We start from the raw sequence: 23,547 nt of genomic DNA, 5'->3' as shown, positions 1-23,547 counted from the left end.
ACCTGCGACGTCGTAATTACCAGCTGCTCTTGGTGACACCGGGGAGCTCGCCACGCAGGGCGAGTTCACGCAGGCACACACGGCAGAGTCCGAACTTGCGGTACACCGAGTGCGGACGACCGCAACGATTGCAACGCGTGTAGGCGCGCACGCCGAACTTGGGGGCGCGAGCAGCCTTAATCTTCAGAGATGTCTTGGCCATGGGTCAGTCCTCCTTGAAGGGGAAGCCGAGGAGACGAAGAAGGGCGCGGCCCTCTTCGTCGTTTGCGGCCGAAGTGACGACCGTGATGTCCATGCCGCGCACTCGGTCGATCGAGTCCTGATCGATCTCGTGGAACATCGACTGTTCCGTCAGACCGAAGGTGTAGTTTCCGTTGCCATCGAACTGCTTGGGCGACAGACCACGGAAGTCGCGGATACGGGGAAGAGCGGTCGACAGCAGACGGTCGAGGAACTCCCACATACGGTCGCCGCGCAGCGTCACGTGAGCACCGATGGCCTGACCTTCGCGCAGCTTGAACTGGGCGATGGACTTCTTAGCCTTGGTGACCATGGGCTTTTGACCGGTGATCGCAGTCAGGTCGCGAATCGCGCCCTCGAGGGCCTTCGAATCGCGAGCTGCTTCACCCACACCCATGTTGACGACGATCTTGGTCAGACCGCCGACCTGCATGACGTTGGCATGCTTGAACTCTTCGCGGAGAGCATCGCGGATCTCCGAGTTGTACTTTTCTTTAAGACGCGGGGCCATGCTCAGATCTCCTTGCCCTGCTCGATGCCGCGCTTGGCGCCACCACGAGTCACGCGAACGCGGACGGTGCGGGTGCGGCCATCGCGCTCGACGACATCCTCGCGGAAGCCGACGCGCACGCGCTGCTTGGTGTCGGGATCAACCAGAGCGACCTTGGACAGGGAAATCGGGGCTTCGATGGTCTCGATGCCGCCGGTCGAACCCTGGGTCTGGCCCTGACGGATGTGACGGGTCTTGAGGTTGATGCCCTCGACGAGCACTTTCTGCTCAGCGGGGAAGACCTTGATGACGCGTCCCTGCTTGCCCTTATCACCGGGCTTGAGGGGCTCGAGGCCCTCGGCGAGGCGACGGGCATTGCGCTTTTCGAGCGCCTTCTCGTCGGACGTGCGTCCACGGACGACCTCTACCAGGTCACCCTTACGAATCTTGGCTGCCATGATCAGATCACCTCCGGTGCGAGGGAGACGATACGCATGAACTTCTTATCGCGTAGTTCACGGCCGACGGGGCCGAAGATACGCGTGCCACGCGGCTCGCCATTCGCATTAATGATGACGGCTGCATTCTCGTCGAAACGGATGTAGGAACCGTCGGGACGACGGGTTTCCTTGCGCGCACGAACGACGACTGCCTTAACGACGTCGCCCTTCTTGACGTTTCCGCCGGGGATGGCATCCTTCACGGTGGCGACGATGGTGTCGCCAATTCCTGCGTAGCGCCGACCCGAGCCACCCAGAACGCGGATGGTGAGGATCTCCTTGGCACCAGTGTTGTCAGCGACCTTGAGTCGCGACTCCTGCTGGATCATTTTCAACTCCTGTTATCGGGCTGGTTCTCTAGGGAGCATTACTTCCCGCGAGCCTTGCCCGTCGTGCATTGACGTGTTGCGCATCGTCGTTGACGACAACAGTTTGAACGCACCATCAGGTGATGATGTTGCTCGCTCGCACTACCGACTCAGGGTGCACTGCACCCAAGTCACGCAACTTGTCCAGACTACCCCATAACGCGGCAGCAACGAAACCGGCGAATGCGTGACTTGGCCCATGACCGTCAGATACACGTCGGGCCCGACAATCCGCTAGGACTGCCGGGCCCGAGTAAACAGATCCAAAGATCACTTGGCCTTTTCGAGGATCTCCACGACGCGCCAGCGCTTGGTGGCTGACAGCGGGCGGGTTTCCATGATCAGGACGAGGTCGCCGATGCCGCACTCGTTGTGCTCATCGTGAACCTTGACCTTGGTGTTCTTGCGCATGACCTTGCCGTAGAGGGCGTGCTTGACGCGGTCCTCAATCTGCACGACAACGGTCTTGTCCATCTTGTCGCTGACAACGTATCCGCGACGGACCTTGCGCTGATTGCGTTCGGTGCTCTCTGCCATGTGGCTCACTCCTCGGTGCTCGGGGCGGTGCGGTAGCCAAGCTCCCGCTCACGCGCGATCGTGTAGATCCGGGCAATGTCGCGGCGCACGGTCTTCATGCGACCGTGATCCTCGAGGTTGCCGACAGCCTGTGCGAAACGCAGGTTGAACAGCTCGGCCTTAGCCTTCTCGAGCTCCTTGGACAGCTGGGCGTCGTCCATGGCATCGAGGTCAGAAGCGGTCAATCCCTTTTCTGCCATCAGATGTCACCACCCTCTCGGACCACGAAACGGGTCTTCATAGGAAGTTTGTGCTGGGCACGGCGCATGGCCTCGCGGGCGAGGGCCTCATCGACGCCGTCCAGCTCGAACAGGATTCGTCCCGGCTTGACGGGGGCGACCCACCACTCGGGAGCACCCTTACCGGAACCCATTCGGGTTTCGGCGGGCTTCTTCGTCAACGGACGGTCCGGGAAGATGTTGATCCACACCTTGCCGCCACGCTTAATGTGACGAGTCATGGCAATACGGGCTGCCTCGATCTGCCGGTTCGTGATGTACGCACCTTCGAGGGCCTGAATGCCGTACGAGCCGAAAGCCAGCTCGGTGCCGCCGCTGGCGTTGCCTGTGCGGTGGGGACGGTGCTGCTTGCGGTACTTAGTCCGACGGGGAATGAGCATGGGGCTCAGGCCTCCGTTCCGGTTTCGGTAGCGGCAGGAGCCTCGGCCGGAGCCTGGCTGGTCTGCTGCTGGGCGGCTTCCTGGTTGGGGCGTCCACCACGACGCGGGCCACGACGGTCGCCACGGCGTCCACCGCGGTTACCCTGCTCGGCCTGCTGGCGAGCGAACTCACGCTCGGTAATGTCGCCCTTGTAGATCCACACCTTGACACCGATGCGACCGAAAGTCGTACGTGCCTCGTGGAATCCGTAGTCGATGTTGGCGCGCAGGGTGTGCAGCGGCACACGACCTTCGCGGTAGAACTCCGAGCGGCTCATTTCCGCGCCGCCGAGGCGGCCGGAAACCTGGACTCGAATACCCTTTGCGCCGGCGCGCTGCGCGGACTGCATGCCCTTACGCATTGCGCGGCGGAAGGAAACGCGGGCAGCGAGCTGCTCGGCGATACCCTGGGCGACGAGTTGAGCGTCGATATCGGGGTTCTTGACTTCGAGAATGTTGAGCTGAACCTGCTTGCCGGTGAGCTTTTCGAGGTTCTGGCGGAGACGATCCGCCTCTGCTCCACGACGACCGATGACGATGCCCGGGCGAGCGGTGTGCAGGTCGACGCGCACACGATCACGGGTGCGTTCGATGTCGACCTTGGCGATGCCTGCACGCTCGAGGGTGTCGGTCAGGGTCTTGCGGATGGCAACGTCCTCGGCCACGTAGTCCGAGTAGCGCTGCCCCTTGGTGGTGGAGTCGGAGAACCAGCGAGACCGGTGGTCTGTGGTGATTCCCAGACGGAACCCGGTGGGGTTGACCTTCTGGCCCATGTCAGCGGTCTCCCTTCTTCTTGTCTTCCTTCGTGCCCACCACGATGGTGATGTGGCTCGAACGCTTAAGGATGCGTCCCGCACGGCCCTGTGCACGAGGGCGGAACCGCTTCATGGTCGGGCCTTCGTCGACGTAGGCCTCCAGCACGTGCAGGTCGGCCTCGTTGAAGGTTTCGCCGGCCAGTTCGGCCTTGACCTTCGAGTTGGCCACTGCACTGAGCAGTACCTTGCGGACATCGGTGGCGACGGCCTGCGGAGCGAACCGCAGGATGTCAGCTGCCTCCAGTGCAGCCTTGCCGCGAACTTCGTTCACAACACGGCGTGCCTTCTGGGGCGTGACGCGGACAAAACGCGCCTGCGCCTTGGCTTCCATTGAATCTGCCTCTTCTTCCGTGGGGCCGGCTCAGCGCCGACGTCCCTTTCGATCGTCCTTGTCGTGGCTGCGGAAAGTACGCGTGGGAGCGAACTCTCCGAGCTTGTGGCCCACCATCGACTCGGTGACGAAGACGGGGACATGCTTGCGGCCGTCGTGGACGGCGATGGTCAGCCCCAGGAAATCCGGGGTGATGACCGAGCGACGCGACCAGGTCTTGATGACGTTCTTCGAGCCGGATTCGTTCGCTGCATCGACCTTCTTGAGCAGGTGGTCGTCGACGAACGGGCCCTTCTTCAAACTGCGCGGCATGCTTATCGACTCCTACTCAGCGATTCTTGCCGGTCTTGCGACGGCGAACGATCAGGCGATCGCTGGCCTTATTCGGACGGCGGGTACGACCCTCAGGCTTACCCCAGGGGCTCACCGGGTGGCGACCACCGGAGGTACGGCCCTCGCCACCACCGTGCGGGTGGTCGACAGGGTTCATAACAACACCACGGACGTGGGGACGCTTGCCCTTCCAGCGCATGCGTCCGGCCTTGCCCCAGTTGATGTTGGACTGCTCGGCGTTGCCGACCTCGCCAACCGTTGCGCGGCAGGAGACCTCGACGTTGCGGATTTCACCGGAGGGCATACGCAGCTGCGCGTAGTTACCTTCCTTAGCGACCAGCTGAACCGAGGTGCCGGCCGAGCGGGCGATCTTGGCGCCGCCACCGGGGCGCAGCTCGACGGCGTGCACAACGGTACCCAGGGGGATGTTGCGCAGCTGAAGCGAGTTGCCGGGCTTGATGTCGGCCGAGGGGCCAGCTTCAATGCGGTCGCCCTGCTTGAGGCCGGTGGGAGCCAGGATGTAACGCTTGGCGCCATCGGCGTAGTGCAGCAGAGCAATGCGAGCGGTGCGGTTCGGATCGTATTCGATGTGCGCGACGGTGGCCGGGACGCCGTCCTTGTCATGGCGACGGAAGTCGATGACGCGGTACTGACGCTTGTGGCCGCCACCACGGTGACGCGAGGTCACGCGACCGTTGTTGTTACGGCCACCTGTCTTGTGCAGTGGGCGCACCAGCGACTTCTCGGGTTCGCTACGCGTGATCTCGACAAAGTCGGAGACCGACGAGAAGCGACGACCGGGGGTCGTGGGCTTGTACTTGCGGATTCCCATGTTCTTCTATCCCTCTCCGGTTCTCAGGCCTGATCGCCGAAGATGTCGATGGAGCCTTCGCGAAGAGTCACGATGGCGCGCTTGACGTCCTTGCGCTTACCGATGCCGTTGCGGGTGCGGTACTGCTTGCCCTTACGGTTCTGGGTGGCGATGGAGCCGACCTTGACACCGAAGATTGCCTCAATGGCGATCTTGATCTCGGTCTTATTCGCACGGGGGTCCACCTCGAAGGTGTACTTGCCCTGATCCATGAGGATCGAGGACTTCTCCGTGATGACGGGCTTCAGAATGATGTCGCGGGGGTTCTTTCCCGCTTCAATCGTGCTCACTTGGTCTCCTCCTTGGTACCGAGGAAGGACTCGAAGGCGGCCTGGGTGAACACAATGTCATCGGCGTCAAGGACGTCGTAGGTGTTCAGCTGGTCGGCCCAGAGCACGTGAACCTCGGGGACGTTGCGCAGGGAGAGCGCGGTCAGCTCGTCATTACGCTCAACGACGACGAGGACCTGACGGTCTTCGACGATGGCGCGCAGTGCGGCGAGCGCGGACTTGGTGGAAGGCTTTTCACCCTCGACGAGGGCGGTCACCACGTGAATACGATCGGCGCGAGCACGGTCGGACAGGGCTGAACGCAAAGCGCCCTGCTTCATCTTCTTGGGGGTGCGCTGGTCGTAGTCGCGAGGCTGAGGGCCGTGCACGATGCCGCCGCCGGTGAAGTGGGGGGCGCGGATGGAGCCCTGACGGGCGTTACCCGTTCCCTTCTGACGGAAAGGCTTCTTACCGCCACCAGCGACCTGGCCGCGCGTCTTGGTGGCGTGAGTGCCCTGACGGGCGGCAGCCAGCTGAGCGACGACGACCTGGTGCATCAGCGGAATGTTGGTTTCGACGTCGAAGATCTCGGCGGGCAGGTCGACGGTGCCGGCCTTCTTGCCCTTGAGATCGGTGACGTTGATGGTACGGATGTCAGACATGATCACGCACCCTTCACGGAGGAGCGAACCAGGACCACGCCGTTCTTAGGACCAGGGATGGCGCCACTGATGAGCAGCAGGCCCTTCTCGGTGTCAACGGCCTGAATCTTCAGGTTCTGGACGGTACGACGGACGCCACCCATACGGCCAGCCATGCGCAGACCCTTAAAGATGCGACCAGGAGTTGCGCAAGCACCAATGGAGCCGGGCTTGCGGTGGTTGCGGTGAGCACCGTGAGAGGCGGAGACACCGGCAAAGCCGTGGCGCTTCATAACGCCTGCAAAGCCCTTGCCCTTGGTGTTACCGGAAACGTCGACGGCCTGGCCAGCTTCGAACACAGAAGCATCGAGCTCCTGGCCGACCTCGAAGCTGTCATGCTCGGAGGTGCGCACCTCAGCGAGGTGACGACGGGGTTCGACTCCAGCCTTGGCGAAGTGTCCTGCCAGAGGCTTGGTGACCTTACGGGCGTCGATCTCGCCGAAGCCAATCTGGACGGCGGAGTAGCCGTCGGTCTCTTCGTTGCGAAGCTGAGTGACGACATTGGTGCCAACCTGCACGACGGTCAGGGGCACGAGGCGGCCCTCGGCGTCCCAAACCTGGGTCATGCCGAGCTTGCGGCCGAGCAGCGCCTGAACGGGCGCGGCAGCGTGCTGCTTGTTGTTAGTCATTGCAGAAGTCCTCAGAGCTTGATCTCGATGTTGACGTCCGCCGGCAGGTCGAGGCGCATGAGCGAGTCGACGGCCTTGGGGGTCGGATCGATGATGTCGATCAGTCGCTTGTGGGTGCGCATCTCAAAATGCTCGCGGCTGTCCTTGTACATGTGGGGCGACCGAATAACGACGAAAACGTTCTTTTCGGTCGGCAGCGGCACCGGGCCCACGACGGTGGCACCGGCGCGCTGCACGGTGTCCACGATCTTGCGCGCGGAGCTGTCGATGACTTCGTGGTCATACGACTTGAGCCGGATGCGGATCTTCTGTCCCGCCATGCCGTCTTACCTCTTCTCATACAGATTCGTCACCGGTCCCCGCAATCGACTTGCTCCTGAGAGCTCCTCTATTCGCGGTTCCCCCATTTGTCAGAGGCGGACCGTATGTCTTGTCTAAAGATCTTGGGCGAAGTGCCCGGTCCATGTGACTGCAAGCCACCTGGAACCGCCCCGTGTCTGACGGGGCAACCGTGCCAGTCTTCCAGATCGGCCACGACCTTTACAAGCCGTTAGCCCCTGTTAGGCATGTGAATCGCCCGACAGACCAGCATTGGATCTCTTGTCGCAGCTAAAGAACAGTTGCCCTCTAGTGCGACACCGAGAGACCACACTACCCCGCACTCGGGCGTGTCGCAAAATGCGAGCGCCCCTCAACGGGTGTGAAACGCACCATGAGGCGCAGATCGTCACGCAAAGAGGCCGCCGTTCCCGACGGAACGACGGCCTCTAGGGCTCGTGAGAGCTAAAGGATCACTTCTGGATCTCGGTCACACGACCGGAGCCAACGGTGCGTCCACCCTCACGGATGGCGAAGCCGAGGCCGGGCTCCATAGCGATGGGCTGAATCAGCTCAACGGAGATCTCGGTGGTGTCGCCAGGCATGACCATGTCGGTGCCCTCGGGGAGGGTGATGACGCCGGTCACGTCCGTGGTACGGAAGTAGAACTGCGGACGGTAGTTGGAGAAGAACGGGTTGTGACGGCCGCCCTCTTCCTTCTTGAGGATGTACACCTGGCCGGTGAAGTTGGTGTGAGGCGTGATCGAACCGGGAACCGCGATGACCTGGCCACGCTCGACCTCGTCACGCTTGGTGCCGCGCAGCAGCAGACCACAGTTCTCGCCTGCCCAAGCCTCGTCCATCTGCTTGTGGAACATCTCGATACCGGTGACGGTGGTCTTCTGGGGCTCACGAATACCGAGGATTTCAATCTCGGTGTTGATCGGGAGCTTGCCACGCTCGACACGGCCGGTGACGACGGTGCCACGACCGGTGATCGTGAAGACGTCTTCGATCGGCATGAGGAAGGGCTTATCCATGTCACGCTCGGGGGTGGGGATGAAGGTATCGACAGCCTCCATGAGCTCCTCAACCTTGGCGGTCCACTGGGGATCACCTTCGAGGGCCTTGAGGGCGGACACCTGAACGATCGGGGCGTCGCGGTCGAAGTCCTGGGACTCGAGCAGGTCGCGGCACTCTTCCTCGACCAGTTCCAGCATCTCCTCGTCGTCGACCATGTCGGCCTTGTTGAGGGCGATGAGGATGGTGGGGACGCCGACCTGACGGGCGAGCAGGACGTGCTCGCGGGTCTGGGCCATGGGGCCGTCGGTGGCGGCGACCACGAGGATTGCGCCATCCATCTGGGCTGCGCCGGTGATCATGTTCTTGACGTAGTCGGCGTGGCCGGGGGCGTCAACGTGTGCGTAGTGACGTGCCTCGGTCTCGTACTCAACGTGGGACACGTTGATGGTGATGCCACGGTCGCGCTCTTCGGGAGCGTTGTCGACCTGGTCGAAGGGGGTGAACTCGTTGAGTTCGGGGTATTTGTCGTGCAGAACCTTGGTGATCGCTGCGGTGAGCGTGGTCTTGCCGTGGTCGACGTGACCGATGGTGCCGACGTTAACGTGCGGCTTCTTGCGCTCGAACTTGGCCTTCGCCACTTTTGTCCTCCTGGACTCGGGTAGATTTTCTCAGCCTTTGGCTAGGTGTCACTTTAACACCCATGGGGCCTGAGACCTACTGGGTTTTTTCTTGATGTGAGGCGGGTCGCTAGACTCGGTGATTTTCAGTCGATTCTAGCGACCGCCCCCGGTGGGACTCAGTTGCCCCGAGACTTGCCGACGATCTCGTCCGCGACGTTGCGCGGAACTTCGGCGTAGCTGTCGAACTCCATGGAGTAAACAGCTCGACCCTGCGTCTTGGAACGCAGGTCGCCGACGTATCCGAACATCTCCGACAGCGGCACCTGCGCCTTAACAACGCGGACACCGTGCTGCTCATCCATCGAAGAGATGGAGCCGCGGCGGGAGTTCAGATCGCCGATGACATCGCCCATGTACTCCTCGGGAGTACGGACCTCAACGGCCATGATTGGCTCGAGGAGGACGGGAGAAGCCTTCTTTGCAGCTTCCCTCATGGCCATCGAGCCCGCAACCTTGAACGCCATTTCGGAGGAGTCAACCTCGTGGTAGGCGCCGTCAAGCAGCGTGGCCTTGATGTCGACCATGGGGTAGCCGGCCAGAACACCGGACTGCATGGCATCCTGGATACCAGCGTTGACCGAGGGAATGTACTCGCGAGGAACGCGGCCACCGGTGACCTTGTCCTCAAACTCGTATTCCTGCTCGGAGCCTGCGGGAAGCGGTTCGAGAGCGATAATGACGCGCGCGAACTGGCCGGAACCACCGGTCTGCTTCTTGTGCGTGTACTCGTACTTCTCGACTGTCTTACGGATGGTCTCACGGTACGCGACCATCGGGTTACCGACGTTGGCCTCAACCTTGAACTCGCGACGCATACGGTCAACGATGATGTCGAGGTGAAGCTCGCCCATGCCGCCGATGATGGTCTGGCCGGTCTCTGCGTCCAGCTCAACGGTGAAGGTCGGGTCTTCTTCGGCCAGCTTCTGAATGGCGACACCCATCTTTTCCTGGTCGGCCTTCGACTTGGGCTCGACGGCAACCTGGATAACGGGGGCCGGGAAGGTCATGGATTCGAGAACGATCGGCTTGTCCACGGCGGAAAGGGTATCGCCAGTGGTCGTGTCCTTGAGGCCGATGACCGCGTAGATGTGTCCTGCATGGGCCTCATCAACCGGATTCTCCTTGTTGGAGTGCATCTGGAAGATCTTGCCAATGCGTTCCTTCTTGCCCTTGGTCGAGTTCAGGACCTGGGCGCCGGATTCGACCTTGCCCGAGTAAACGCGCACGAAGGTGAGCTTGCCATAGAAGGGGTGGGCGGCAATCTTGAAAGCCAGAGCGGAGAAAGGCTCATTCTCAGAGGGCAGACGCGACTCGGTCTGTTCCTCATCTTCCGAACCCGGTTTGAAACCTTTGACGGACTCAATGTCGAGCGGGGAAGGCAAGAAGTCGACGACTGCGTCGAGCACGGGCTGGACGCCCATGTTGCGCAGAGCGGTGCCACAGTACACGGGGAATGCCTTACCAGCGATGACCAGGGCGCGGATACCGGCCTTGATCTGATCGTTGGTCAGGGTGCCGTTTTCCAGGTACGCCTCAGTGAGCTCATCGGAACCCTCAGCAGCGGCCTCGATCATGGCCTCACGGTATTCCTCAGCGCGCTCCTGGAGTTCCTCCGGGATGGGACCGCGAACGATGACGGAGCCGAGGGTGGCCTCGCCCTTGTCGTCCTTGGCCGGGTAGCGCAGGGACTCCATGGTCATGAGGTCGACCTGGCCCTCAAAGTCATTTTCAGCGCCGATGGGCAGCTGCATGACGATCGGGGTTGCGTGGAGGCGTTCCTTAATGGTGGAGACCGAGAAGTAGAAGTCCGCGCCCATCTTGTCCATCTTGTTGATGAAGCAGATGCGAGGAACTTCGTACTTGTCGGCCTGACGCCACACGGTTTCAGACTGGGGCTCAACGCCCTCCTTGCCGTCGAACACGGCGACGGCGCCGTCGAGGACACGCAGGGAGCGCTCAACCTCAACGGTGAAGTCGACGTGGCCGGGGGTGTCAATAATGTTGACCTGGTTGCCATTCCAGAAGGAGGTCACAGCCGCGGACGTGATCGTGATGCCACGTTCCTTTTCCTGCTCCATCCAGTCGGTCGTCGAGGCGCCGTCGTGCGTCTCGCCCAGCTTGTAGTTGATACCCGTGTAGAACAGGATGCGTTCTGTCACGGTCGTCTTGCCGGCATCGATGTGAGCCATGATGCCAATGTTGCGGACCTTGTTGAGATCCGTCAGCACCTCTTGTGCCACGAGTGTGGTTCCTTCGTTCGAAGTTATGAGTAAGAGTGCGGGCTGCGATCCCATTGACGAGGGCGACCGGGGCCGTCCTCGTCAACAGGGTCAGTTCACCAGCGGTAGTGGGCGAACGCGCGGTTCGACTCAGCCATCTTGTGCATGTCCTCGCGACGCTTGACTGCGGCGCCGAGACCGTTGGAGGCATCCAGGATCTCGTTGGCGAGGCGTTCCGTCATTGTCTTTTCGCGACGCTGACGGGAGAAGTCGACCAGCCAGCGCAGAGCCAGAGTTGTGGCGCGCGCGGGGCGAACCTCAACCGGCACCTGGTAGGTTGCGCCGCCGACGCGGCGGGAGCGAACCTCAAGGGCAGGGCGGATATTGTCGAGGGCGCGCTTGAGCACAGACACCGGGTCCTGCTCGGTGCGCTCGCGAACGGTTTCGAGTGCGCTGTAGACGATGCGTTCAGCAACGGTCTTCTTGCCGTCCAGCAGGACGCGGTTGACCAGCTGAGTGACGACCTTGGAGCCGTAGACCGGATCGTCGACGAGGGGGCGCTTGGGAGCGGGGCCCTTACGAGGCATTACTTCTTCTCCTTCTTCGCGCCGTAGCGGGAACGTGCCTGCTGGCGGCCACGGACACCCTGGGTGTCGAGCGAGCCGCGCACGATGCGGTAACGGACACCGGGGAGGTCCTTAACACGACCGCCACGCACGAGCACGATCGAGTGCTCCTGCAGGTTGTGGCCTTCACCGGGGATGTATGCGGTGACCTCGATGCCGGAGGAAAGGCGCACACGGGCGACCTTTCGCAGAGCCGAGTTCGGCTTCTTCGGGGTTGTGGTGTACACGCGAGTGCACACGCCGCGACGCTGGGGCGAGCCCTTAAGCGCAGGGGTCTTCACCTTCGCGCGCTTGGAGCTGCGGCCCTTGCGGACGAGCTGCTGAATGGTAGGCACTGGTACTCCAGTTTCTATTCCGTCGGCGGCCCTTGACACAAGGTCGTGGGCCCTATTGAGTCAGTCATCCGCGACTTCTGGCCCCCCTTCTGCGGACGCACAGGTGTCCGTCTGGGGGCCGGCGCGCCATGATAACGAGGCCGAGTTGGCCGGGTCAGAGAATGACGCCCGGAGCTCCGACGGACGGAGCCCGCTGTCGACCTGAGGCCGACGAAGAGTGACCCGTGAAGACACGGGAACCGCATACCAGACTACTGGTGAAGTCACATCGGGGTCAAAGGACCAGTACGTGAAGTACAGCGCATACTGCGGGACACACTGCGAGGGCCCGGAACTTTCGTACCGGACCCTCGCAGTTGATCAAACAATCACTTCACGCGATCACTCGTGGAAAGTCATCCCGAAGTCGATTGAACCAAGAGCGTCAAGGAAGTCCTCGGACACCTCGCCGTCCTGGAAATCCAACTCGGAGTAGTTGGAGTTTGCCAGGGCTTCAGCCGTGGGCTCAACGTTGACTCGGTTGTAGCGGGCCAGGCCGGTACCGGCCGGAATCAGCTTACCGAGGATGACGTTTTCCTTGAGGCCAACGAGGGCATCGGACTTGCCGTTCATCGCAGCTTCGGTCAGAACCTTCGTCGTCTCCTGGAAGGATGCGGCCGATAGCCACGAATCGGTGGCCAGCGAAGCCTTCGTGATACCCATGAGCTCGGGACGGCCAGCCGCAGGCTGACCACCTTCGGCTGCAACCTTGCGGTTCTGGGACTGGAAGGCCATACGGTCAACCAGTTCACCAGGCATGAAGGTGGTGTCACCGGATTCAAGGATCGTTACGCGACGCAGCATCTGGCGCACAATGACTTCAATGTGCTTGGAGTGGATACCCACGCCCTGGTCACGGTAGACCTTCTGGACCTCGTCAACGAGCTGCTTTTGCGCCACGTTACGGCCCATAATGCGCACGACCTTCTTGGGGTCGAGCTGCCCTTCGGTCAGCGGAGTACCCGCAACCACGTGGTCGCCCTCGGCAACCAGGAGCTTCTGACGGCGCGAGACCTCAATGTCAAGGTCTTCCTGGCCATCGTCTCGGGTAATGATGATGTGGCGGTTCGCCGGATCATCATCATTAATACGGACGCGGCCCGAAGCCTCGGTCATCTTCGCTTCGGTCTTGGGCGTACGAGCTTCGAAGAGCTCCTGCACGCGCGGCAGACCCTGCGTAATGTCAGCAGCCGAAGCAGCACCACCGGTGTGGAAGGTACGCATCGTCAGCTGGGTGCCGGGCTCACCAATGGACTGTGCAGCAATAATGCCCACGGCCTCACCGATGTCAACCTGCTTGCCGGTGGCCAAAGAGCGGCCGTAGCAGGCGGCGCAGGTGCCAACGGCCGACTCACAGGTCAGCACGGAACGGCAGGTAATCTCACCAACACCGGCGGCTACAAGCTGAACCAGCTCGTCGTCACCCAGGTCGGTTCCGGCAGGCATGATGACCTCTCCGGCCTCGTTGACCGCATCGCGCGCCAAGTTACGGGCGTAAGCGGTGGTGTCAACGGTGTCCAGAGCGACCCACTGGCCGTCCTCGTTCTTCTGACCGATCTGAATCTTGACACCCTGACGGGTGCCACAGTCGGCCTCGCGAACGATGACATCCTGGGAGACGTCAACGAGACGACGAGTCAGGTAGCCGGACTCAGCGGTACGCAGAGCCGTATCGGCCAGACCCTTACGAGCACCGTGGGTAGCGATGAAGTATTCGAGAACCGTCAGACCCTCGCGGTAGTTCGCCTTAATCGGGCTCTCAATGAGCTTCTGCTTCGGGTCGGACACCAGGCCACGCATACCAGCAAGCTGCTGAACCTGCGACCAGTTACCACGAGCACCAGAGTTCACCATGCGGTACACGGTGTTGCGCTCGTCGAAGTTGGCGCGCATGTCGTCAGCGACCTCTTCGGTGCACTGCAGCCACAGGGCCACGAGTTCTTCGTAGCGGGTGTCTTCGGAAATGAAGCCGGTCTCGTACTGATCCTGGATCTGAGCGGCTTTGTCTTCGTAGGACGACAGGATTTCCTGCTTGCGCGGGGAAGCCTGAATGTCGGAGAAGGCAATGGTGATGCCAGACCACGTCGACCAGTGGAAACCAGAGGACTTGAGCGCATCGAGGCACTCGGCCACCAGCACGTTCGGGTAGTGCTGGGTCAGGGTGTTGACAATGTTGCCCAGCTGCTTCTTGCCGACAACCTCGTTGACGTACGGGAAGTCAACGGGCAGCTGCTCGTTGAAGATCGCACGACCCAGTGAGGTCTCCAGGACGACGTCGTCGCCCTGCTCCCAACCTTCGGGCGCATCCCAGCCAGCCGGGGGCACAATTCCGGCAAAGCGGATCAACGCCTTGGCGTTGAGGTCCAGGTCCCCACGATCGAAGGCCATACGAGCCTCGGCGGGGCTGGAGAATGCCGGAACAATCTTCGCGCCCTTGTCGTCCTTGGCAACCTCGATGGACGGATCCGGCGTGGATGTCAGGTGGAACAGACCGATGATCATGTCCTGCGACGGCATCGCCACGGGGCGACCATCGGAAGGCTTGAGGATGTTGTTCGTCGACAGCATGAGGATGCGAGCTTCGGCCTGAGCCTCAGCACCTAGGGGCAGGTGGACTGCCATCTGGTCGCCGTCGAAGTCAGCGTTGAAGGCGCCACAGGCCAGCGGGTGCAGCTGAATAGCCTTACCCTCGATGAGCTGCGGTTCGAAGGCCTGAATACCCAGACGGTGCAGGGTAGGTGCGCGGTTGAGCAGCACAGGATGCTCTCGAATGACATCGTCGAGGACGTCCCACACCTCGGGTCGCTGACGCTCCACCTTGCGCTTGGCAGCCTTGACGTTCTGCGCGTAGTTCTTCTCAACCAGACGCTTCATGACGAAGGGCTTGAACAGTTCCAGAGCCATCTGCTTGGGCAGACCACACTGGTGCAGTTTGAGCTGAGGACCAACCACGATGACCGAACGGCCCGAGTAGTCCACGCGCTTACCCAGCAGGTTCTGACGGAAACGACCCTGCTTGCCCTTGAGCATGTCCGAAATGGACTTGAGGGGACGGTTACCAGGGCCCGCCACCGGACGACCACGACGACCATTGTCGAAGAGGGCATCCACAGACTCCTGAAGCATGCGCTTCTCGTTATTAACGATGATCTCGGGCGCGCCCAGTTCAAGCAGGCGCTTGAGGCGGGTGTTGCGGTTGATCACGCGACGGTACAGATCGTTGAGGTCCGAGGTCGCAAAACGGCCACCATCCAGCTGAACCATGGGGCGCAGATCCGGCGGGATCACCGGAATCTTGGTCAGGACCATCGACGCGGGCTTGTTGCCGGTGGCAACGAAGGCGTTGATGACCTTAAGGCGCTTAATGGCACGAGCCTTACGCGGACCCGAATCATTGGCAATGGTCTGACGCAGAGCATCGACCTCGGCCTGAAGATCGAAAGTCTCCAGACGCTTCTGGATCGCCGAAGCGCCCATATCGCCCTTGAAGTAGGTGCCGTAGTTGGCAACCATCGCGCGGTAGAGCATCTCATTGCCCTCAAGGTCGCCGACCTTGAGGTTCTTGAAACGCTCCCACACTTCCTCAAGACCATCAATGTCCGAGTCGTAGTTCTTACGAACCTTGGCCATCTGACGGTCGCCGGCCTTACGGGCACGCTCACGCTCAGCGGCGGTTGCGCCCTCGGATTCCATCTTCGCCAAATCGGCTTCGATGGTTTCGGCGAGCTCATTGATGGCAGCGTCGCGGTTGGCTTCCATCTGCTTCTTGCGCACCTCAAACTCGGCACGCAGGTCAGCCAGGTCCTCAGCGCGGCCCTTCTCGTCGACCTCGGTGATCATGTAAGCGGCGAAGTAAATGACCTTCTCCAGGTCCTTCGGCGCCAGGTTGAGCACGTAGCCGAGGCGTGAGGGCACGCCCTTGAAGTACCAGATGTGGGTGACGGGGGCAGCCAGGTCAATGTGACCCATCCGCTCGCGGCGAACCTTCGAGCGGGTGACCTCAACACCGCACTTTTCACAAATGATGCCCTTGTAACGGACACGCTTGTACTTTCCACACGCGCACTCCCAGTCGCGTGTGGGGCCGAAGATCTGCTCACCAAACAGGCCGTCACGCTCGGGCTTGAGCGTGCGGTAGTTGATGGTCTCCGGCTTCTTCACCTCACCGTGGGACCACGAGGCGATGTCATCACCCGTGGCCAGGGTGATCTTCAGGCTGTCGAACGTTCTTGCGTCCAGCAAAGTCAACTCTCCCTATCAGATCGCGTCAATGGTCGCGGCGGCGTTGGGACGGGCCTCCAAGGAGATACCCAGGTCTTCGCGCGCGTTGAAGTCCTCGTCCTGGTCACGCAGGTCGATGGCGTTGCCAGCCGCGTCGAGAGCCTCGACGTTCAGGCACAGCGAGCGCATTTCCTGGATGAGCACTCGGAAGGACTCGGGGATACCGGGCTCGGGAATGTCCTCGCCCTTAACGATTGCCTCGTACACCTTGACGCGGCCGGTCGTGTCGTCCGACTTAATGGTCAGCAATTCCTGCAGGGCGTAGGCTGCGCCGTAAGCCTCGAGGGCCCACACCTCCATCTCGCCGAAGCGCTGGCCTCCAAACTGGGCCTTACCGCCCAGTGGCTGCTGCGTGATCATCGAGTACGGGCCCGTGGAGCGGGCGTGGATCTTGTCATCGACCAGGTGGTGCAACTTGAGCATGTAGGTGTAGCCGACCGCGATCGGGTACGGGAAGGGTTCGCCGGAGCGACCGTCAAAGAGACGGGCCTTGCCCTCTTCGTTAGTCAGACGCTGACCATCGCGGCTGGGGTTCACGGAGCGCAGCAGGCCCTGGAGTTCTTCGGCTTCAAGGCCGTCGAACACGGGGGTTGCCACGAGGGACTCAGGCTCGGTGGTGATGCCATCAGCAGGCAGGTGACGGGTCCAGGACTCGCCAGCCTTGACCGCCTCGGAAGCATCCCAGCCCTGGTGGGCCAGCCAACCCAGGTGGTATTCGAGAACCTGGCCGACGTTCATACGACCGGGCACACCCAGCGGGTTGAGGATGATGTCGACGGGGGTTCCGTCCTCGAGGAACGGCATGTCCTCGACGGGCAGAATCTTGGAGACAACCCCCTTGTTTCCGTGACGTCCAGCCATCTTGTCACCAATGGTGATCTTGCGGCGCTGGGCCACGTACACGCGGACGGTCTGCTTGACGCCGGGGTTAAGGTCGTCTTCCTCATCGTTGAACTCACGCACACCGATGACGATGCCTTCTTCACCGTGAGGCACACGCAGGGATGTGTCACGCACCTCGCGGGCCTTTTCACCGAAGATGGCGCGCAGCAGGCGTTCCTCCGAGGTCAGTTCGGTTTCACCCTTGGGGGTGACCTTACCGACGAGGACGTCGCCAGCGGTGACCTCGGCGCCAATGCGGATAATGCCGCGCTCGTCCAGGTCAGCCAGGGATTCCTCGGAGACGTTCGGGATATCACGGGTGATCTCTTCTTCACCGAGCTTGGTTTCGCGGGCGTCGACCTCGTATTCCTCGATGTGGATCGAAGTCAGGACGTCCTCTTCAACCACGCGACGCGAAAGGATGATCGCGTCCTCGTAGTTCAAGCCTTCCCACGACATGTAGGCGACCAGGAGGTTCTTGCCCAGGGCAACTTCACCATTGTCGGTGGCGGGGCCGTCGGCGAGGACGGTGCCGACCTCGACGCGGTCGCCCTCATTGACGATGGCGCGCTGGTTGGTGCAGTTACCGGGGTTGGAACGCTCGAACTTTTCAAGGCGGTAGGTGTCGCGTCCGCCCTCGTCAGTCGAGACGATGATCATGTCGGCACTGACCTCAGCGACAACACCGGAGTGGGCAGCCAGGATCATTTCGCCGGAGTCCTCGGCGGCGCGGCGCTCCATGCCGGTGCCCACGAGCGGGGCCTCGGTGGTCAGCAGCGGCACAGCCTGACGCTGCATGTTCGCGCCCATGAGTGCGCGGTTAGCGTCGTCGTGCTCGAGGAAGGGAATGAAAGCGGCGGCCACGGACACCATCTGACGTGCGGACACGTCCATGTAGTCCACGCGATCGCGTGCAATCAAGCTGGGGTCTTCGCCGGCAACACGGCACAGGACATGCTCTTCGATGAAGGTTCCGTCCTCGGCCAGAGGAGAGGAAGCCTGCGCAATGAAGTGCGCGTTCTCATCGTCGGCGGTCAGGTACTCGACCTCGTCGGTGACCTTGCCGTTCTTGACAACACGGTAGGGGGTCTCAATGAAGCCGAAGGGGTTGATGCGTCCGAAGGTGGCCAGCGAACCGATCAGACCAATGTTGGGGCCTTCAGGTGATTCGATGGGGCACATGCGGCCGTAGTGCGAGGGGTGAACGTCACGGACCTCCATGCCGGCGCGGTCACGGGACAGACCACCGGGGCCCAGAGCCGACAGGCGACGCTTGTGGGTCAGGCCAGCCAGCGGGTTGTTCTGGTCCATGAACTGCGAAAGCTGAGAGGTTCCGAAGAACTCCTTGATCGCAGCAACCACGGGGCGGATATTGATCAGCGACTGAGGCGTGATCGAGTCAGCTTCCTGCGTGGTCATGCGCTCGCGCACGGTGCGTTCCATACGGGCCAGGCCAGTGCGGACCTGAGCCTGGATGAGTTCGCCCACTGCGCGGATACGGCGGTTACCGAAGTGGTCGATGTCGTCGGGCTCAACGCGAACCTCGACGGCCTCGCCTGCGCGCATGCCTGCGAAAGTCTTCTCACCCTGGTGCAGAGCCAGCATGTACTTAACGGTGGCGACGATGTCTTCCAGAGACAGGGTCGACGACTTCGGGTCGGCATCCACGGCCAGCTTCTTGTTGATCTTGTAGCGACCAACCTTAGCCAAGTCGTAGCGCTTGGAATCGAAGTAGTAGTTGTTCAGAAGGGTCTGCGCAGCATCAACGTTGGCAGGCTCGCCGGGGCGCAACTTGCGGTAAATGTCGAGCAGGGCTTCTTCCTGGGTCTGGACGGAGTCCTTATCCAGGGTTTCAAGCAGGATCGGGTAGTCCTTGAAGGACTCACGGATCTCAGACTCTGTCATGCCGATGGCCTTGAGGAAGTGCGTCACCGACTGCTTGCGCTTGCGGTCGATGCGAACGCCCACGGCGTCACGCTTATCAATCTCGAACTCGAGCCAGGCTCCGCGTCCGGGAATGATCTTCGCGCCGAAGGTGTCCTTGTCAGAGGAACGCTCCGAGACACGCTCGAAGTACACGCCGGGGGAACGCACGAGCTGGGAGACAACGACACGCTCGGTGCCATTGATGATGAAGGTCGCGCGCGGTGTCATCAAGGGGAAGTCACCCATGAAGACGGTCTGCGACTTGATTTCGCCGGTCTCGTAGTTCATAAACTCGGCGGTGACGTACATCGGGGCCGAGTAGGTGTAGTCCTTGGTCTTGGCCTCTTCGATGGAGTACTTGGGTTTTTCAAGGCGGTGGTCGCGGAATGACAGCGACATGGTGCCTGCGACGTCTTCGATCGGGGAGATCTCTTCGAAGATCTCTTCCAGACCGGAGGTGTCGGGGACGTCGTGGCGTCCCTGAGCTTGTGCGGCTTCTACGCGAGCTTTCCACGCGTCGTTGCCCAGCAGCCAATCGAAGCTCTCGACCTGAAGACCCAGAAGGTTCGGGGCCTGAAGGGGTTCGCTGAGCTTGGCGAATGAGATGCGGTTCCTGGGCTGGTTGGCAGTGCTACTGGCAGCCAAAGGGGATCCTTCCCTGCTTTTGTCCTTGCGCAAAGCACCTTCGGCCCCTATCTGATACCGTCCATTCCGCTCAGCGCCTGTAAAAGCGGGTGGGTACGGCACACCTCGGGCACAATAAGGCGCAAATAGTGAGTCTAGGTGTAGAGTGTCGCCTTCTCAACGCATCAGGGCTTTTGTCACGCGATTCACAAGAGTATCGCTTTGCCACAGGGTGCACTTTTCCGCCGAGTTCGCCTGCGTTCCCCGAACACCCCACCTTTAACGCCGAGATCCACCGTTATCCGCCCACGCCTGCTCGTAGACGAACCGGCATCAACGCATAACGGTGGATCTCGTTCCCCTGCCTCTCTCCGTTCAGGCTTTCAATTGGCACACTGGGTCTGTGCCGCCAGGTCGTTTGCTCAAATACGCCTGGGGAGACGAACGCCACGTCACGAGCGGCTTCACGGATTGGACAATGCGGCGTCCAGGTGCGTAAAGTTCTTTCCTGTCGCCGGAGAGATTCGGCAGCGCCCCTTTAGCTCAGTTGGTCAGAGCACCTGACTCTTAATCAGGGTGTCCAGGGTTCGAATCCCTGAGGGGGCACAGACAATCCCGCAAGGCCCAGCCTCGCGGGATTTTATTTGTTCTCTACAGGGCTCTAACCGCGTCATTTTCCGCGGAGGGCACCCAAAGTTGCGGTTAATACGAGCTTTCGTCTTGCTATGACCGAGATTTTTCGCTTTGCTGGTGCCAGTAAGTCAGGGTTTCAGTCGGGCGCATTTGCTTCGCGGGGTGTATGCCCTCTCACGCACCTGGCATGTCTCTCATAACCTCCTACTCCGATTGTGGATGAGGTTCACAGCGTCGTGATTCATTGACCGGATTCGTTCGGGCCACAATTCCGTCGCTTGATCCCCAGTCCCGCAATTCGTGTTGGGCTGGTAATCTGCCCGGCTCAGGAACTCGCGTGCGGCAAGCCCGCATGATCCGTATTCCTTCTTCAGATCTTGTCGTTGTTGACAGGATTGCTCGCGTAGAAAAGACTGCAAGAAGATCTGGCCAATGTTCGTGTACAGAGATGTGCTTTTCACGCGTTCGGACGGAGCAAGCTATGCACCTCAGACTCGGCCCCTCTCAAGAGCCGCACGCGCTGAGAAGGCATCTGATTCAAAAACCTCGACTTCTGATCTAGGTGAGCTTGAAGAACTTGCCAATTCTATCTTCTTGTTACAGCACCTATTGGAACAAACACTCGCAGGTGTCATCGGCTCCATCAAACATTCAGAGGATGAAAACCCGATCGCAGAAATAACTAGTGTCGCTCAAGAGTCGAAGGATCCCAGCTACCTAGACACCGCCGCTAAAATGTCCGTGAACACGTAGACGGCACCAGACCAAACGTAAGCGTGCAGTCACAGTGCCCTTTCGACCAATCCATACTGTGAAAAACTCAGAGCGACCTAGACTCAATTTGCCTTCATTCAGCGCCAGATGTTCACATCAACTGACACATCACTCAGAGCCGTTGTCGCTCGGCAATTCGCGGCTCAGGCAAGCCGACTGATGCGACGCGACTAAAATCAGACTTTCTGACGCCGCAGTAAGAAACATTGCGCGAATGAACGATACGAGCTGCTCTTCGAGAACGTAGAACACCCCTCGGAGAAGATAAAACCCGTATCTGAGCAAGAGTCTGAGTCTCATTGAGACAGTTGTGATGCCAAGAATCTCTTTGGCATCACAACCGCTCAACCAACGGAAAGTAGCGAAAGATGCCGACTCGGAGCTACCTCAGGTCAGAGACACACGAATGCATTGGCTGTTATATGCCTTCCACTTCATCGCATTTCCAGTTGCAGGACCGTACACATCATCGACATAGAGACCATGGATGTACTGCACGTTCTTCACTGCTTGTTCAGTTGCCGGCCCATAAACACCATCTACTGCAATTTGCTGGCCGTTGCAGTGTTTCAAAGAATACTGGAGCTCAGCTACCCCCCGATTTTCAGACCATCGCTCAAGATAGCAATTGTAACTAAAACCGTGAGCAGGCATCCACGCTGGAATTCGGACATATGCGGTCCCTTTCATGACCGTTTGCGTGTATGCGTCGTTGCATTCCACAGAGGCGGCTCTCATGAACAACATATCTTCCAGTTGCGGAAGCTCCGACGGATCTGTTGGTAGGCCAATACACAACGGAGCAATCTCTGAACCATCAACATAAGGAGCCACTGGAACGTCCCGATTCGACGCACTCTCTGTTTGTTCGGATATCTCCATGGTATTCGCCGCAGTGGAAACAAAAAGTAGTGCCGCCGTCACAGCGGTGGTGAACACTCCTTTTTAAAGTATCTGATGTTTGACATTTGAAGACCTCGATCCTTTTACGTCACACGTCATTGTGTGACTTCATCAGATTATCTTGATACGCAAGCAACAGGAAGAGGCATGAAGGCAAAAGGCTCTAAAAACAATAAACTAAAGTTTCCTATCTGAAAGAACACCAGCTCAACGGCTATTAGGCGGACAAGTAACCTGCGGATGCGTCTCAGGCGCCACTGATGATTGCGCTATCGTTGACTCCATCTCTTCCTCTTCCTCAAGAGATTCAGCCTGCTCCAAATCTGTCGCCTCCGGAGCCACGGATGACTGCCCATCACCCGAGAGATACCCGATTTCGCTTGGCAACGGGGTGTCTTCACGAAGAGATTGCCAGAGTTGAGAAGCATACGGCTCTTGAGGCTGATCCCGATTGGGATCCTCTACCCACGGCTCACGCGGCATCGTAATTATCCGCGTATTTTCCTGAGGGAGATTTGCGACTGTCACAAGTAACGATAGATCAGTTTCAAGAGATGCAAGTTGCGGAGATACTTGCAAAACACTTAAGACACTTCGAAGAAAAGTAATAAAAGTTGGGAGATCGCCATTTGAAACTTTCCGGGAGACCTCTCGCACAAGAGCTGCAACAAATTCTTGCTGTCTTCCAATTCTCAACGTATCTGATCCATCACCAAGCGATTTACGTGCCCTGACATATCCCAAGGCTTGCTCACCATTTAGTAATTGACATCCCTTCGAAAGATGAGCATTCGCCTCCGGATCCTCAACGTCTTGAGGAACATCGAACCAAACACCTCCAAGAGCATCTACCGCACTCTCAAACCCTCTAAAATCAACTACCGCGAAGTTGTCGATTTGAAGACCTGTAAGATTCTCAACCGTTGACTGTGCGCACGCAACACCATGAGCAATATCATAATCAGCACCAGAACCGATCATCATCGCCGAATTAATTTGACCAAAAGTCTCCATCGACTCTTCACCATTCGGAAGACGGCAATTCGGAATCCGAACCATCAAATCCCTTGGAATAGAAACTAAAGTCATTGAGCTTCGATCACGCGATATATGCACTAGGATCGTCGTATCACCACGCACACCTTCAGCATCTTCAATAGATCCAAAATTAGGAGATTGATCTTTTCTCGAATCAATTCCTAACACAAGAATATTGAGAGGCTCACCCGGAAGAAGAGGATCCACTTTTTTCTCGTCGTCAGACTGTCCGGAAATCGACTGACGAATTTCAGCAGTGTCGAGAGAATTCTTATTGAGAGCACGCGACAAGTCGAACCAGACAAAAGCTATCGTGGTAGCAAAAAACAGAACAACAGAAAAAAGAACTGAAACCAATGCGCACAACGGCCTGTATCGGCGCGGATCTTGCGCTCGATGCAGCGCCAAACGATGCGATGCCCAACTATTTTTAGCATCCATGCAAGTATGCTACACAGCCCCACA

The 23,547-nt window shown here is 59.8% G+C and carries 23 protein-coding genes and 1 tRNA gene; 1 reads left to right on the top strand and 23 read right to left on the bottom strand.

Features of this window, described 5'->3' with window-relative positions; genetic code table 11:
• Positions 1 to 16: 16 nt before the first annotated feature.
• From G439_RS0102000 to rpoB, 21 genes are all read right to left on the bottom strand, one after another.
• Positions 17 to 202: a type Z 30S ribosomal protein S14 gene (locus tag G439_RS0102000; RefSeq protein ID WP_022867514.1), complete on the bottom strand. Its 186-nt coding sequence runs from the start codon at positions 200 to 202 to the stop codon at positions 17 to 19.
• Positions 203 to 205: 3 nt separating this feature from the next.
• A complete protein-coding gene (rplE, locus tag G439_RS0101995; RefSeq protein ID WP_022867513.1) occupies positions 206 to 751 on the bottom strand; it encodes a 50S ribosomal protein L5 in 546 nt (181 codons plus the stop codon).
• A 2-nt stretch (positions 752 to 753) separates the two neighbouring features.
• Entirely contained in the window at positions 754 to 1,188 is a 435-nt protein-coding gene (gene rplX / locus G439_RS0101990) for a 50S ribosomal protein L24 (protein ID WP_022867512.1), read from the bottom strand.
• A gap of 2 nt (positions 1,189 to 1,190) precedes the next feature.
• Positions 1,191 to 1,559, bottom strand: a complete 369-nt coding sequence (gene rplN / locus G439_RS0101985) for a 50S ribosomal protein L14 (RefSeq protein WP_022867511.1) — start codon at positions 1,557 to 1,559, stop codon at positions 1,191 to 1,193.
• Between the two features lie 309 nt (positions 1,560 to 1,868).
• Positions 1,869 to 2,135 carry a 30S ribosomal protein S17 gene (gene rpsQ, locus G439_RS0101980; protein ID WP_022867510.1) on the bottom strand — a complete coding sequence of 89 codons (267 nt, stop codon included), beginning with the start codon at positions 2,133 to 2,135 and terminating at the stop codon, positions 1,869 to 1,871.
• 5 nt (positions 2,136 to 2,140) lie between these two features.
• The gene (gene rpmC / locus G439_RS0101975) at positions 2,141 to 2,374 is read right to left on the bottom strand and encodes a 50S ribosomal protein L29 (RefSeq protein WP_022867509.1); all 234 of its coding nucleotides are present in this window, start codon (positions 2,372 to 2,374) and stop codon (positions 2,141 to 2,143) included.
• Entirely contained in the window at positions 2,374 to 2,793 is a 420-nt protein-coding gene (gene rplP / locus G439_RS0101970) for a 50S ribosomal protein L16 (protein WP_022867508.1), read from the bottom strand. The genes rpmC and rplP overlap by 1 nt, the downstream gene beginning before the upstream one ends.
• A 5-nt stretch (positions 2,794 to 2,798) precedes the next feature.
• Positions 2,799 to 3,605: a 30S ribosomal protein S3 gene (gene rpsC / locus G439_RS0101965; RefSeq protein WP_022867507.1), complete on the bottom strand. Its 807-nt coding sequence runs from the start codon at positions 3,603 to 3,605 to the stop codon at positions 2,799 to 2,801.
• 1 nt (position 3,606) lies between these two features.
• Positions 3,607 to 3,978, bottom strand: a complete 372-nt coding sequence (gene rplV / locus G439_RS0101960; RefSeq protein ID WP_022867506.1) for a 50S ribosomal protein L22 — start codon at positions 3,976 to 3,978, stop codon at positions 3,607 to 3,609.
• A gap of 30 nt (positions 3,979 to 4,008) precedes the next feature.
• Entirely contained in the window at positions 4,009 to 4,290 is a 282-nt protein-coding gene (gene rpsS, locus G439_RS0101955) for a 30S ribosomal protein S19 (protein WP_003790621.1), read from the bottom strand.
• 16 nt (positions 4,291 to 4,306) lie between these two features.
• The gene (gene rplB, locus G439_RS0101950) at positions 4,307 to 5,143 is read right to left on the bottom strand and encodes a 50S ribosomal protein L2 (RefSeq protein WP_022867505.1); all 837 of its coding nucleotides are present in this window, start codon (positions 5,141 to 5,143) and stop codon (positions 4,307 to 4,309) included.
• 23 nt (positions 5,144 to 5,166) lie between these two features.
• Positions 5,167 to 5,472, bottom strand: coding sequence for a 50S ribosomal protein L23 (gene rplW / locus G439_RS0101945; protein WP_022867504.1), 306 nt, complete (start codon positions 5,470 to 5,472; stop codon positions 5,167 to 5,169).
• Complete coding sequence (gene rplD / locus G439_RS0101940) at positions 5,469 to 6,113, bottom strand: 50S ribosomal protein L4 (protein ID WP_026459288.1); 645 nt, start codon at positions 6,111 to 6,113, stop codon at positions 5,469 to 5,471. The genes rplW and rplD overlap by 4 nt, the downstream gene beginning before the upstream one ends.
• 2 nt (positions 6,114 to 6,115) lie before the next feature.
• Positions 6,116 to 6,781, bottom strand: a complete 666-nt coding sequence (rplC, locus tag G439_RS0101935) for a 50S ribosomal protein L3 (RefSeq protein ID WP_022867502.1) — start codon at positions 6,779 to 6,781, stop codon at positions 6,116 to 6,118.
• An 11-nt stretch (positions 6,782 to 6,792) separates the two neighbouring features.
• On the bottom strand, positions 6,793 to 7,101 hold the full coding sequence (rpsJ, locus tag G439_RS0101930; protein ID WP_022867501.1) for a 30S ribosomal protein S10: 309 nt from the start codon (positions 7,099 to 7,101) through the stop codon (positions 6,793 to 6,795).
• A gap of 471 nt (positions 7,102 to 7,572) precedes the next feature.
• Positions 7,573 to 8,760, bottom strand: a complete 1,188-nt coding sequence (gene tuf, locus G439_RS0101925) for an elongation factor Tu (protein ID WP_022867500.1) — start codon at positions 8,758 to 8,760, stop codon at positions 7,573 to 7,575.
• Positions 8,761 to 8,918: 158 nt separating this feature from the next.
• Positions 8,919 to 11,042: an elongation factor G gene (fusA, locus tag G439_RS0101920; protein ID WP_022867499.1), complete on the bottom strand. Its 2,124-nt coding sequence runs from the start codon at positions 11,040 to 11,042 to the stop codon at positions 8,919 to 8,921.
• A 95-nt stretch (positions 11,043 to 11,137) separates the two neighbouring features.
• On the bottom strand, positions 11,138 to 11,608 hold the full coding sequence (rpsG, locus tag G439_RS0101915; protein ID WP_022867498.1) for a 30S ribosomal protein S7: 471 nt from the start codon (positions 11,606 to 11,608) through the stop codon (positions 11,138 to 11,140).
• Positions 11,608 to 11,982 carry a 30S ribosomal protein S12 gene (rpsL, locus tag G439_RS0101910; protein WP_022867497.1) on the bottom strand — a complete coding sequence of 125 codons (375 nt, stop codon included), beginning with the start codon at positions 11,980 to 11,982 and terminating at the stop codon, positions 11,608 to 11,610. The genes rpsG and rpsL overlap by 1 nt, the downstream gene beginning before the upstream one ends.
• Positions 11,983 to 12,363: 381 nt before the next feature.
• The gene (locus G439_RS0101905; protein WP_026459287.1) at positions 12,364 to 16,263 is read right to left on the bottom strand and encodes a DNA-directed RNA polymerase subunit beta'; all 3,900 of its coding nucleotides are present in this window, start codon (positions 16,261 to 16,263) and stop codon (positions 12,364 to 12,366) included.
• 15 nt (positions 16,264 to 16,278) lie between these two features.
• The gene (gene rpoB / locus G439_RS0101900; RefSeq protein ID WP_022867495.1) at positions 16,279 to 19,755 is read right to left on the bottom strand and encodes a DNA-directed RNA polymerase subunit beta; all 3,477 of its coding nucleotides are present in this window, start codon (positions 19,753 to 19,755) and stop codon (positions 16,279 to 16,281) included.
• 511 nt (positions 19,756 to 20,266) lie between these two features.
• On the opposite strand from rpoB, the gene G439_RS0101895 reads away from it, so the two are divergent.
• Positions 20,267 to 20,340: transfer RNA gene (locus tag G439_RS0101895), tRNA-Lys, on the top strand.
• Between the two features lie 1,188 nt (positions 20,341 to 21,528).
• Here the strand turns inward: G439_RS0101895 and G439_RS0101880 are convergent.
• Both G439_RS0101880 and G439_RS10785 read right to left on the bottom strand, forming a co-directional pair.
• On the bottom strand, positions 21,529 to 22,080 hold the full coding sequence (locus G439_RS0101880; RefSeq protein ID WP_243442531.1) for a peptidoglycan-binding domain-containing protein: 552 nt from the start codon (positions 22,078 to 22,080) through the stop codon (positions 21,529 to 21,531).
• Positions 22,081 to 22,251: 171 nt separating this feature from the next.
• Positions 22,252 to 23,523 (bottom strand): LCP family protein, encoded by a 1,272-nt coding sequence (locus tag G439_RS10785; protein WP_022867491.1) that lies wholly within the window; start codon positions 23,521 to 23,523, stop codon positions 22,252 to 22,254.
• Between the last annotated feature and the right edge of the window lie 24 nt (positions 23,524 to 23,547).

It is taken from the genome of Schaalia vaccimaxillae DSM 15804, from assembly GCF_000420425.1.
Lineage (GTDB): Bacteria > Actinomycetota > Actinomycetes > Actinomycetales > Actinomycetaceae > Pauljensenia > Pauljensenia vaccimaxillae.
The sequence above is the reverse complement of the archived record's forward strand: the minus strand, read 5'-3'. Positions and strand labels throughout refer to the sequence as shown.

Coding starts and splice junctions, on each gene's coding strand:
- rpsQ (WP_022867510.1), bottom strand. CDS start 2,135: ATGGCAGAGAGCACCGAACGCAATCAGCGCAAGGTCCGTCGCGGATAC.
- rplX (WP_022867512.1), bottom strand. CDS start 1,188: ATGGCAGCCAAGATTCGTAAGGGTGACCTGGTAGAGGTCGTCCGTGGA.
- G439_RS0102000 (WP_022867514.1), bottom strand. CDS start 202: ATGGCCAAGACATCTCTGAAGATTAAGGCTGCTCGCGCCCCCAAGTTC.
- rplE (WP_022867513.1), bottom strand. CDS start 751: ATGGCCCCGCGTCTTAAAGAAAAGTACAACTCGGAGATCCGCGATGCT.
- rplV (WP_022867506.1), bottom strand. CDS start 3,978: ATGGAAGCCAAGGCGCAGGCGCGTTTTGTCCGCGTCACGCCCCAGAAG.
- rplP (WP_022867508.1), bottom strand. CDS start 2,793: ATGCTCATTCCCCGTCGGACTAAGTACCGCAAGCAGCACCGTCCCCAC.
- G439_RS10785 (WP_022867491.1), bottom strand. CDS start 23,523: ATGGATGCTAAAAATAGTTGGGCATCGCATCGTTTGGCGCTGCATCGA.
- rpsJ (WP_022867501.1), bottom strand. CDS start 7,101: ATGGCGGGACAGAAGATCCGCATCCGGCTCAAGTCGTATGACCACGAA.
- rpsS (WP_003790621.1), bottom strand. CDS start 4,290: ATGCCGCGCAGTTTGAAGAAGGGCCCGTTCGTCGACGACCACCTGCTC.
- rpsG (WP_022867498.1), bottom strand. CDS start 11,608: ATGCCTCGTAAGGGCCCCGCTCCCAAGCGCCCCCTCGTCGACGATCCG.
- rpsC (WP_022867507.1), bottom strand. CDS start 3,605: ATGGGCCAGAAGGTCAACCCCACCGGGTTCCGTCTGGGAATCACCACA.
- rplN (WP_022867511.1), bottom strand. CDS start 1,559: ATGATCCAGCAGGAGTCGCGACTCAAGGTCGCTGACAACACTGGTGCC.
- rplD (WP_026459288.1), bottom strand. CDS start 6,113: ATGTCTGACATCCGTACCATCAACGTCACCGATCTCAAGGGCAAGAAG.
- rplB (WP_022867505.1), bottom strand. CDS start 5,143: ATGGGAATCCGCAAGTACAAGCCCACGACCCCCGGTCGTCGCTTCTCG.
- rpmC (WP_022867509.1), bottom strand. CDS start 2,374: ATGGCAGAAAAGGGATTGACCGCTTCTGACCTCGATGCCATGGACGAC.
- rplC (WP_022867502.1), bottom strand. CDS start 6,781: ATGACTAACAACAAGCAGCACGCTGCCGCGCCCGTTCAGGCGCTGCTC.